This window comes from Luteibacter sp. (assembly GCF_009912395.1).
GTDB lineage: Bacteria > Pseudomonadota > Gammaproteobacteria > Xanthomonadales > Rhodanobacteraceae > Luteibacter.
In genome coordinates this window covers 1-10,580 of record NZ_WNDO01000051.1, presented here as the reverse complement: position 1 = coordinate 10,580, position 10,580 = coordinate 1, and the positions used below count along the sequence as shown (strand labels likewise).

General features: G+C 64.8%; 15 protein-coding genes. All 15 read left to right on the top strand.

The window, feature by feature from the left end; translation table 11 throughout:
• A partial coding sequence (locus GAK28_RS24690) for a terminase family protein (RefSeq protein ID WP_291785567.1) occupies positions 1–1,235 on the top strand: 1,235 nt, incomplete at its 5' end.
• A gap of 4 nt (positions 1,236–1,239) precedes the next feature.
• A complete protein-coding gene (locus GAK28_RS24685; RefSeq protein WP_291785564.1) occupies positions 1,240–2,694 on the top strand; it encodes a phage portal protein in 1,455 nt (484 codons plus the stop codon).
• 63 nt (positions 2,695–2,757) lie between these two features.
• Positions 2,758–3,036 (top strand): hypothetical protein, encoded by a 279-nt coding sequence (locus tag GAK28_RS24680; RefSeq protein ID WP_291785562.1) that lies wholly within the window; start codon positions 2,758–2,760, stop codon positions 3,034–3,036.
• Positions 3,033–3,608 (top strand): hypothetical protein, encoded by a 576-nt coding sequence (locus GAK28_RS24675; RefSeq protein ID WP_291785560.1) that lies wholly within the window; start codon positions 3,033–3,035, stop codon positions 3,606–3,608. The genes GAK28_RS24680 and GAK28_RS24675 overlap by 4 nt, the downstream gene beginning before the upstream one ends.
• Positions 3,609–3,680: 72 nt before the next feature.
• Complete coding sequence (locus tag GAK28_RS24670; protein WP_291785558.1) at positions 3,681–5,009, top strand: hypothetical protein; 1,329 nt, start codon at positions 3,681–3,683, stop codon at positions 5,007–5,009.
• Positions 5,010–5,066: 57 nt separating this feature from the next.
• On the top strand, positions 5,067–5,309 hold the full coding sequence (locus GAK28_RS24665) for a hypothetical protein (RefSeq protein WP_291785556.1): 243 nt from the start codon (positions 5,067–5,069) through the stop codon (positions 5,307–5,309).
• Positions 5,293–5,697 (top strand): hypothetical protein, encoded by a 405-nt coding sequence (locus GAK28_RS24660; RefSeq protein WP_291785554.1) that lies wholly within the window; start codon positions 5,293–5,295, stop codon positions 5,695–5,697. The genes GAK28_RS24665 and GAK28_RS24660 overlap by 17 nt, the downstream gene beginning before the upstream one ends.
• Positions 5,690–6,007 carry a hypothetical protein gene (locus GAK28_RS24655; RefSeq protein WP_291785552.1) on the top strand — a complete coding sequence of 106 codons (318 nt, stop codon included), beginning with the start codon at positions 5,690–5,692 and terminating at the stop codon, positions 6,005–6,007. Before GAK28_RS24660 ends, GAK28_RS24655 begins: the two co-directional genes overlap by 8 nt.
• A gap of 9 nt (positions 6,008–6,016) precedes the next feature.
• Positions 6,017–6,418, top strand: coding sequence for a hypothetical protein (locus GAK28_RS24650; protein WP_291785549.1), 402 nt, complete (start codon positions 6,017–6,019; stop codon positions 6,416–6,418).
• On the top strand, positions 6,418–7,065 hold the full coding sequence (locus GAK28_RS24645) for a hypothetical protein (protein ID WP_291785546.1): 648 nt from the start codon (positions 6,418–6,420) through the stop codon (positions 7,063–7,065). The genes GAK28_RS24650 and GAK28_RS24645 overlap by 1 nt, the downstream gene beginning before the upstream one ends.
• A gap of 13 nt (positions 7,066–7,078) precedes the next feature.
• Positions 7,079–7,933: a hypothetical protein gene (locus GAK28_RS24640; RefSeq protein WP_291785543.1), complete on the top strand. Its 855-nt coding sequence runs from the start codon at positions 7,079–7,081 to the stop codon at positions 7,931–7,933.
• Between the two features lie 7 nt (positions 7,934–7,940).
• The gene (locus GAK28_RS24635; RefSeq protein WP_291785540.1) at positions 7,941–8,123 is read left to right on the top strand and encodes a hypothetical protein; all 183 of its coding nucleotides are present in this window, start codon (positions 7,941–7,943) and stop codon (positions 8,121–8,123) included.
• A 62-nt stretch (positions 8,124–8,185) separates the two neighbouring features.
• A complete protein-coding gene (locus GAK28_RS24630) occupies positions 8,186–9,706 on the top strand; it encodes a hypothetical protein (RefSeq protein WP_291785537.1) in 1,521 nt (506 codons plus the stop codon).
• A 60-nt stretch (positions 9,707–9,766) separates the two neighbouring features.
• Positions 9,767–10,201 carry a hypothetical protein gene (locus tag GAK28_RS24625; RefSeq protein ID WP_291785535.1) on the top strand — a complete coding sequence of 145 codons (435 nt, stop codon included), beginning with the start codon at positions 9,767–9,769 and terminating at the stop codon, positions 10,199–10,201.
• Positions 10,202–10,204: 3 nt separating this feature from the next.
• On the top strand, positions 10,205–10,580 hold a 376-nt coding region (locus tag GAK28_RS24620; protein ID WP_291785533.1), incomplete at its 3' end, for a hypothetical protein.

The window sequence follows — 10,580 nt, the reverse complement described above, 5'->3', positions numbered from 1 at the left end:
CCGGGAAGACGTGGGTTGGGTGCTCAGGCCTCAGTAAGCACTTCTGGGAGTTCCCTGGGATCAATACAGGGTACTTTGCGCCGACCTACCCGATGATTCGGGACATCTTCTATCCCACGATGGAGGAGGTGGCCTACGACTGGGGCCTGCGGGCAGACACGAAGGAAGGCAACAAGGAGGTTCACCTCTACTCGGGGCGGCAGTACCGCGGCACGGTGATCTGTCGATCGATGGAGAAGCCCGGGACCATCGTAGGCTTCAAAATCGGCCGTGCGTTGGTCGACGAGCTGGACGTGCTGACCTTGATCAAGGCACAGACAGCCTGGCGGAAGATCATCGCCCGCTTGCGTCAGAAGGTCGATGGACTCGGGAACGGCGTGGATGTGACCACGACGCCTGAGGGATTCAAGTTCGTCTACCAGCAGTGGGTGAAAGCGATCCGGGAAAAGCCGGAGCTGGCCACCATGTACGGCATGGTGCAGGCCAGCACCTACGACAACGAGGCGAACCTTCCGGACGACTACATCCGTTCGCTCATGGCGAGCTACCCCGAGCAGCTGATCAAGGCCTATCTGCGCGGCGAGTTCGTCAACCTGCTGGCTGGCACGATCTACCACCAGTTTGATCGAGTCCTGAACAACACCTTCGCTTCGATCGAGGAGGGTGAGCCGGCGCACATCGGCATGGACTTCAACGTCGGCAAGATGGCCGGCATAGTCCACGTCGCGCGCGAGGGGTTGCCCTTGGCTGTCGACGAGATCACGGGCGGCTACGACACGCCGGACATGATCCGGCGGATCAAGGAGCGATTCTGGCGATACGACGAGACCGCGGGCCAGTACCTGAAGACTCGCGAGATCACGATTTACCCTGACGCTTCGGGCGGCTCTCGCCGCTCGGTCAACGCTTCCGAGACCGACATCAAGCTGCTGCGTGACGCAGGTTTCCGCGTGTCCGCGCCCGAGGCCAACCCTCCGGTGAAGGACCGCATCAACGCGATGAACGCCATGTTCTGCAATGCCGCCGGCGATCGCCGCTACAAGGTCAACACCCTGCGGTGCCCGACCTACGCGGACCACCTTGAGCAGCAGATATGGGACGAGAACGGCGAACCTGACAAGAAGTCAGGTAACGACCACACAAACGACGCGGGCGGCTATTTCATCCACCGCCTGTTCCCGATCATCAAGCCGGTTACCGCCCGGTCGATTCACCTGCCACACATGGGCCGATAACCGCATGTTCGACACGCTCGCCAACCTGGTTCCCCGGGATAACGACCTGCCGCTACGTGCCTGGCGCCTGGAGGTGTGGTCGCGCGTTCTGGATGGCTCGATCTACGACGTGCTTCCCTACCAGTTCCACGAGGAGAGGAACGGCGCGGGCGAATACGTCCCGGTGCGTGATCGCCGGCCAAGCGTTCGCACCGGCCTGATCCGCACGGTGGTGGACGACAGCATCTCGCTGCTCTTCAGCGAGGGCCACTTCCCGTCGGTCGAATGCAAGAACGAGGCGACCAAGGAGGCGCTCGATGCCATCAGCAAGGACGCGAAGCTGAACCTCGCGATGATCGATGCAGCCACGCGCGGTTCGGTCGGTAGCGTGGCGATAGCCGTGCGCTTCTTGTCAAGCCGCGTCTTCCTCAAGGTGATGGCGACGACCTACCTCACGCCGTTCTGGAGCGCGGAAGCGCCGGACACGCTGGATCGGGTCGTCGAACGCCGAAAGGTGGACGGCAAGACGCTTGTAGCGGCTGGATACGACGTCAAGGACGACGCCACGCAATACTGGTTCGAGCGTGAGTGGACGACCACTGCGGAGACTTGGTTTGCGCCACGGAAAGTCGCCGACAAGGAGGCTCCCCGTATCACGGACGCGGATCGCTCGACCACCCACGGTCTGGGATTCGTGCCCATTGTCTGGGTGAAGAACCTGCCCGGTGGTGACGACATCGATGGCGAACCGACCTTCGGCGTGGAGCCCATCAACACCACCGTTGAGGCGGATTACCTGCTTTCTCAGGCTGGGCGAGGCCTGAAGTACAGCGCAGACCCCACGCTGCTCATCAAGGAGACGGCGGCCACCGACGACGGTCAGCCGATGGTCCGCTCGGCGGCCAACGCCATCGTGGTGGGCGAGAAGGGCGACGCGAAGATGCTGGAGATAAATGGCACGGCGTCCGAAGCGGTACTCGAATACGTCAGCAGGCTTCGCGAGTTCGCGCTGGAACGCATGCACGGCAACCGGAGCAACGCGGACAAGCTCAGCGCCGCCCAGTCGGGCCGCGCCTTGGAGCTGATGCATCAGGCGCTGATCTGGCTGGCGGACAAACTGCGGGCCAGCTATGGCGAAGGGGCCCTGCTCGACATCTACCGGATGATCGTGCGCGGCAGCGCCAAGTTCTCGCTGACGATCAACGGCCAGGACTTCGGCAGGCTGGCGGATAACGAGCCGGTCACGCTTTCGTGGCCCGCGTGGTTCCCGCCCACGGCGGACGACCGGCAAACGCTGGCCACTGCGCTCGCCACGCTGATCAAGGTGGGTTCGCTGAGTCGAGAAACCGCAGTGCGCATCATCGCCAGCGACTACGACATCACCGACGTGCAGGCCGAGATGCTGCTCATCGACGCCGAGCGCAAAGCGTTGCTCGCGGAGCTACCGGCCGAGCAGACCAAGATCACCAGTAACGATTAACCGCGAGGGTCGATCCCTCGCCACTGTACCGGCGCGAGCCGGCGCCAACACGGAGAAGGCCCGATGCCTGACGAAAGCGCAGTACCCCTCAACCTCAACACGGCCCCTAAGGCGATCTGCGATCAGATCGGCGTACCGGGCTGCATCGTCCTAATTGCCAACGTGGACGGGTCCATCGGCTTCAGCGCCCACGGCGTCTCGCCCATCAAGGCCAACGAGCTGCTTAGCGTCGGCATCCACATCAATCTGAGCCAGCACGACCAGATGGTTCGTGACGGCGCGGCTGGTGAGTATGCCCAGCGCGTGCAGGCGTCCATCGACGCCGAAGGCGGTGCCGCATGATCCGCTTCGGACGCAAGCGTCGTCGCCTGATGGAAGGCGAGGGTGGTGGCGAAGGTGGCGGCGGCGCGGGCGGTCCGGCCGCTCCGCAGAATCCACCCTCCCGCAGCAATGAAAGCTTCTCTCGCGAGTACGTGCAGGAGCTTCGTGCCGAGAGCAGCGGCTACCGCCTGAAGGCGAAGGAGCAGCAGGACGCGCGCGAAGCGGCCGAGAAGCGCGCAAAGGAAGCCGAGGATGCGGCCAGCGCCCGCATCGCCGAGGCGACCAGTGCAGCCGACCAGCGAATCATCCGGGCGGAACTGAAGGCCGTGGCCATCAAGGCCGGCATCGTTGACCTCGACGGGCTGAAGCTGGTCGATCTCAGCAAGGTGAAGCTCAACGAACAGGGCGAGGTCGAGGGCGCCGATGCGCTTATCGAAGAGCTGAAGACCGCCAAGCCATACCTCTTCGGTGCGGCCGGCAGCAGCAGTGTGTCCACCCCGCCGGCCAACACACCGCCGGCGCAGAAGAAGGCGTCCGACATGACGCCGGAAGAGTACGCGGCAGCACGACGCGAAGCCATTCGCCGCCGCTGACTGTCCAGATACCCATCGGGGCCAGGCGCCCAGGGGAAAGCCAATTCCCAACCCCGATAGGAGTTACCCCGCATGGGTATCAATAACTTCCCGGCTGCTCTCCAGCCGATGATCCAGCAGGGCTATCTTGAGCGTGAATTCCAGGATGGTATTCAGTCCGTCCTGGGCTTCCGCGAGATCGCCCGCCGCGAGACGTTCCCCAACAAGATCGGCGAGACGATCGCCAAGACTCGTCCGGGTCTCAAGGCGCCGGTCACCACGCCGCTGAACCCGTCGACCAACACCAACCTCGACAACGGCCTGACGCCGGGCACCTGGACCATCGAGCAGTACACGCTGTCGATCAACCAGTACGGCGACACCATCGACCTGAACACGGTCACCAACCGCGTCGGCATCGTCGAGCAGTTCCTCCAGAACGCCAAGGTTAACGGCGTGCAGTCGGCCCAGTCGCTGGACCGCTTGGCGCGTAACACGATCTACAACGCCTACATGGGCGGCAACAGCCGTGTGCGCGTGACCATCGGCTCGGCGGGCACCGCCGTGCAGGTCGACGACATCCGCGGCTTCCAGTTCGTGTTCGTGAACGGCGTGATGATCCCGGTCAACGGCACGAACACCATGGCTGTGACCGTGGGTGGCAACGTCTACACCCTGGTCGGGGCCGCGGCGGACGGCAGCAACGTCTCCACCGCGCCCAACGGCGTCAGCGGCACGCTGACCTTCTCGGCCGCCGTCTCGGTAGCGGACGGCACCGCGGGCAACGACGTGACCGCCTACAACCTCGGCAGCGGCGTCGCCCCGTTCATCCTGCGTCCGAACGGCCGCGGCAACACGTCCAAGATCGTGGGCACGGACCTGCTCACCATGGGCGCGATGCTCGACGCCGTGGCCTACCTGCGCTCCAATGGCGTTCCGACGATCGGCGGCATGTACAACATGTACGTGGACCCGGTCAGCGCGCGTCAGCTCTTCGCGGATCCCGACTTCAAGCTGCTGTACCAGGGCGCGACGGGCATGAGCAAGGAGTTCCGCATGGGCCGAATCGTCGAGCTGGTGGACGTCCGCCTGATCCCGACGACCGAGGCCTACGTCCAGAACCTCAACGGCGTGCGCGTTCGCCGCGCGATTGTCTGTGGCGAAGGCTCGCTCATCGAGGGTGACTTCGAGGGTATGGCGGCGCAGGACATCGCCGGCAACAACGCCCAGATCGACGTCGTGGATGACATCGTGCACGTCACCCGTGAGCCGCTGGATCGCCTCCAGCAGATCATCGCTCAGTCCTGGTACTGGATCGGTGGTTTCACCGCGCCCACAGACCAGACCGTGAACAGCACGATCGTTCCGACGGCGAGCGCGAGCTACTACAAGCGCGCCGTGGTGATCGAGCACGCCGGCTAAGCCGGTGCTTGCGTGCGAGGCCCTGCGCGGGCCTCGCACGTCTTCCGGGAGGACCGTATGCCCCTTGGCACCCCGTATATCCCCGACACCTCGCCGCACGCGGTGGGCAACGGGCAGATCCAGAACCTGACCGCGAGCCAGGTATCGACCAAGTACGGCTCCGGCAACGTCCGCACGCCGACCCGACATTTCACCCTCCAATTCCGTGGCGCGCTGATGCAGTTCACGGCCAATGTGCCGTTCGTCGTAACGCCCGATCTCGCCTCCGCCCTGGTTTCCGCCAATGCCCCCGTCGTCTAACCGCCAACTTGCCGCTGCGGCCAACCTGGAGCGAGAGCGTGCCGCTTTGCAGCGCGAGCGGATGGCCGTCGAAGAGACGAAGCAAGCAGTGGCCGCCGAGCGCGCAGAGCTGAACGCAGCCAAGCGCGAGTTCGCGACGGCAGTAAAGGATCTCGCTAGCGTGGTGCACGAGCTGGTCACCCCAGCTCAGCCGGCCCCTGTCATTGCCCCAGGCAGCGAAAAGGTTCGCCGCATACTGCCCTCGACCATCTGCCTGACCGAATCCTTCGGCTTCGCTGTGAACGGGGTGCTGCGTCATTTCCCCGCAGGTCGGGCCATCACCAACGCAGATGACATCGCGATGCTTTTTGAAAGCGGTGCCAGCATCGAGGGTTACCTCAATGAGTGACGGCGTTTACGTCTCGCAGGGCAAGAATTCGGCCCTAAACATCAGCGCTGCGACCGTTCTCAATGGCGGCAACAGCCCGGGGCTCTATAGCACGGGGCCCAAGGCGCGAATCCAGCGCGTCAGCGTGCTGGTGGCGGGTTCGACCGTCGGCGGGGCCTACGATAGCCCCACCGTGGCGGGGTCTGCCGCCGAAAACCAGCTCGCGGTCATCCCCAACACCGTCGGTTCGTACCTGATCGACATGCCTTGCTTCGCCGGCCTGACGGTCGTCCCGGGCACGGGCCAGGTGCTCGCCGTCTCCTACGACTGAGGTCTAGCCATGGCATTGTCCGATCAGGAGCGGGTCGATGTTCGTCGCTTCTGCGGCTACCCGATGTTCGGCGGCACACCTTCCAGCTTTCAGTCGTACCGCTTCTTTCAGGCCTACGGCACGCTCGAATATCGCATGACGAACCTATCGGCGTCGGAAGAGACCACGCTGCGCACGACGTACCTCACGGGCACGAACAACCTGTACCAACTGGAGCAGGCCGTGACGTCGGCGAGCGACAACCTCGACACGGACCAGGCGGCCGTGTGGACGCATAACCGTACCGAGGTGCGCGACCGCATGCGTCTCTACAACCTATGGCGCCGACAGTTGTGCGCCTTCCTCGGCGTTCCTGCTGGGCCAGGCATGTCCGGGTCGTCCGGCGATGGCACGATTGATCTGGTGGTCTGATGGACGGCGTAAAGCTCCAGGACAAGGTCTACGCAGGTTACGCGCAGGCGGCGAAGCGCATCGGCCTGCCGTTCCAACAGTACCGTCCGACCAGCACGGCGGGCGCGATTTTGCCGGCGTCGCTGATCGGCACGCTGGTGGCGAGCTTCAACGCCCAGGACATGAAGTACGCGAAGGCGAACGCCTACGGTAAGCCGCTCTGGTACTGCCTGGCCGACGGACGGCTGCTGTCCCCGGGCGACTATATGGTCCACGGCGCCTCCACATACTTCATCGCCGGCATGCAGCCGCTGCTACCGATCCTGGCGGTGGACTGCAATCGCGTGCTGACGTTCTACCGGCCGCAGCAACAGCCAACCGTCGGCATCGGTTCCTACGGGGGCAACACGGCGGAGAACCAGCAGCTCATCGCGACGGGGTTCCCCGCCTCGGTGCTCCAGGGCACGAAGGGCGAGCGCAACGAGGTTGGCTTGCCGGGCGACGTGAAGACGCCATGGTGGGCCATCCTGCTGCCAGCGCTTCCGGGCAATATGCAGCTGCGAACGGACGACATCGCCATCGACGAGAACGGCCGCCGCTACGTGCTGGCCAGCGCGGAGCAAACGGACCTGGGCTGGCGGCTTACTGCGGCCGAGGCGGGCACCTGATACAGGAACGACCATGGCAGACCTCACCGACGCGCTGAACGCCGTCGTCGGCCTGCTCGCGCAGGCGATCTATCCGAACGGCACGGCGCAGCCCTCGGCCACAGGCGATCCCGTGGTCATCTACCCGGGTTGGCCGCAGGCCTCCCAGCTCGACAAGGACCTTGCCGGCTTCGCGAACGGGCAGGGCGGCCGAGTGCACATCTCGGTGTTCCCCCAGAACGGGGAAACCCTTGTGCCGGCTTACTCAAACGTCTGGACCCCGCTGAGCCAGCAAGCGGCGACAGTGACTCTGTCGGTCGCGGGGCAGAACGTGACGCTGGGAGGCGCGGCCGCGACGAATCAGGTGGTGGCCATCGTCCTCCCCACGCAGGCATTCACCTACGCGGTGCAGGCGGGCGACACGCTCACCAGCATCGCCACGGCGCTCGCGGCAATCATCCCGGGCGCGGTGAGCAACGGGCCGGTGCTGACGCTTCCGGCCGGAGCGCAGATCGTTGCGGCGCGCGCTGGTGGCATCGGCACGCTTCAGCGGGAGGTGCAGCGCCGAAAGCGGCCGGTGCAGGTGACGATCTGGGCGGACACGCCGGAACGGCGCACGGCCGTCGCGCGGGTGATCGACCCAATCCTCGCAGCAGCGGAGCGCGTGGACCTGCCTGACCTCACCTCGGCGCGGCTGGTGTACCAGACCAGCCACGAGATCGACGCGACGCAGAAGTCGAACCTGTACCGCCGCGACATCATCTACACCGCCGAGTACGCGGTGACCCAGACCAGCACGGCGACCGAGGTGGTCGTGGTGCAGGAAAACATCGCCCTGGGTGTCGTCGGAGCGACGGCGCCTGCGGGCACCAAGACCATCTTCCAGTGAGGACCCCATGGCGAAGCACCTGATCGTCAGCGAGGCCTTCGGCGATTACGCCAAGGGCGACCGCATCACCGATGCCGCGAAGGTCGCGGAAATTCTCGACTCGCCCAGCGCGGTCAACGTCCTTCCGATCAACGTCCCCGACGCTCCGGCCCCGAGCCGTGGCAGCAACGGCTCCGGCGACCAGGGCTGATCCCCTCGCACTGAGCCCCGCCGAACCCGCGAAAGCGGGTTTTTTTACGCCCGGAGAAACCCATGACCCAGATCGTCCAGCAGGGTGCGATCAACACTACTGCGCTCATCGTCCCCGACCTCTACGTGCAGATCGTGCCGCCCCAGACCGGCCAGCTCAACGGCGTACCGACCAACGTGCTCGGCATCGTCGGCACCGCCGCCTGGGGTCCGATCAACGCACCAACGGTGTTTGGCAACATGGCGGATTTCGCACGCCAGTTCGGTGCTTTGCAGAACCGCAAGTACGACCTCGGCACCGCCGTGGCGATCGCCGTACAGCAGGGCGCGAACAACATCGTCGGCATTCGCGTCACCGACGGCACCGACACCGCCGCGAGTGTCGCACTGACCACCAATATCACCTTCACGAGCAAGTACACGGGCACCCTGGGCAACAGCGCGAGCGTCCAGCTCGCCACCGGTAGCGCGGCGAACAGCTGGAAGGCGATCATCTCGATGCCCGGCCAGGTGGCCGAGGTCTTCGACAACATCACCGGCACCGGCAACGCCTTCTGGGTGAGCCTCGCCGCAGCGATCAACAACGGCCAGTACGGCTTGCGCGGACCGTCGAACATGATTGTGGCCACGGCCGGTGCGGGTACAACGGCGCCCTCGGCGTCCACGAACGCGCTGACCGGAGGTACGGATGGCGCCACGACGATCACCTCCGCTGTGCTGGTGGGTGTGGACACGTCGCCCCGAAAGGGCATGTACGCCATGCGTGGTACGGGCGCGTCGATCGGAATGCTTGCCGACGTGGAAGACCTCACCACGTGGACCGTGCAGGTAGCCTACGGCCTGTCCGAGGGCACGTACATGATCTGCACGGGGCCGGCCGGCGACACCATAGCCAACGCCGTCACCACGCGCGCCGCCGCCGGTGTCGACAGCTACGCGTTCAAGCCGATCTTCGGCGACTGGTGCTACTGGGCCGACCCGGTCAACGGCGTCACGCGACTGGTTTCGCCGCAGGCGTTCTGTGCCGGTCGCCTCGCGAACCTTGCCCCGCAGCACAGCTCACTCAACAAGACGCTGTACGGCATCGTCGGAACCCAGAAGACCAGCCAGAACCTCACCTATTCGGTGGCGGAGCTGCAAACGCTCATCTCGGCCGGCTGGGACGTCATTACCAATCCGGTGCCGGGCGGCAACTACTTCGGCATGCGCGTCGGCCACAACGGCAGTTCGAACCCCGCCACGCAGGGCGACAACTACACGCGTATGACGAACTACGAGGCGGCGACGATGGGTGCGGGCATGGGCCGGTTTGTCGGCCGTCTCCAGTCGCAGGCGGCGAACGATCCCCTGCGCGCCGAGGTGAAAGCGACGCTGGACGCGACCTTGCAGGCCCAGGTCGATGCGAAGCAGATCGACAGCTTCGACACGAAGTGCGACCTCGGAAACAATCCTCCGTCGCGCATCGCGGCAGGCAATCTCCAGGCCGATGTCAGCATCCGTTACCTCGGTGTGGTGGAAAAACTTCTCGTCAACCTCCAGGGCGGCCAGACGGTCGTCACCAGGCAGTCCACGCAGCCGGCGTAAGCGGGCACATCCCATCCATCTCTGGGCGCCTATGGCGCCCTTTTTCGTTTGGAGAGCACCATGCCCGCAAACGGCTTTACCGTCGGAAAGGACATCGCACTGACGATCGTCACGAGTACCGGCATTCTTGCGTTGCCTGTCACCACCACGAGCTTCGATTCAAAGCCTCAGTACAACAAGGTACGCGGTGTGTGTCTCGATGGCGTAAATCGCGGCTTCAACGCGCCGACCGGCTGGGATCTGGCCTTCCAGCTTGATCGTTCGAGCAGCGTCGTGGACGACTTCTTCGCCCAGCAGGAAGCCGGCTATTTCGCGGGTCTCGACACGCTTACCGGATCGGTCACGGAGACCATCACCGAGGCAAACGGCGCCGTCACCCAGTACCGCTACACCGGCGTGATCCTCGCGCTGGACGATGCTGGCAAGTTCACCGGCGATGCCAAGGTCGGCCAGACCATCAGCGCCTTCGCCTCCCGCAAGCTCAAGGTTGCCTAAGCAATGACCGAAACCACGCTCACGATCAACCAGGCCGGCCCCGACGATGGTGCGCCGACTGCCGACGCTCCTGCGCCGAAAGCCGCGGCCCAGCCCGGCACCACCACGGACGCCGGTGGACGCGTGCTGACGTTCAAGAAGCCCTCCGTGCTGGAGGAATACCGACTCGTCCGCATCGTTGGTGACGTGTCCGACAGGTACATGGGCATGCTCGCCCCGCTGGTTTGGGTACGCTCGATCGACGGAGACCCGGTCGCTTTCCCGAACTCGCAACGCGACATCGATCTGCTGATCCAGCGCCTGGGTGAGGACGGGGTAACCGCGACCATGGAATTCATGATGGGCGCGGTGAATGCCGGGCAGTCTGACGCCAACGAGA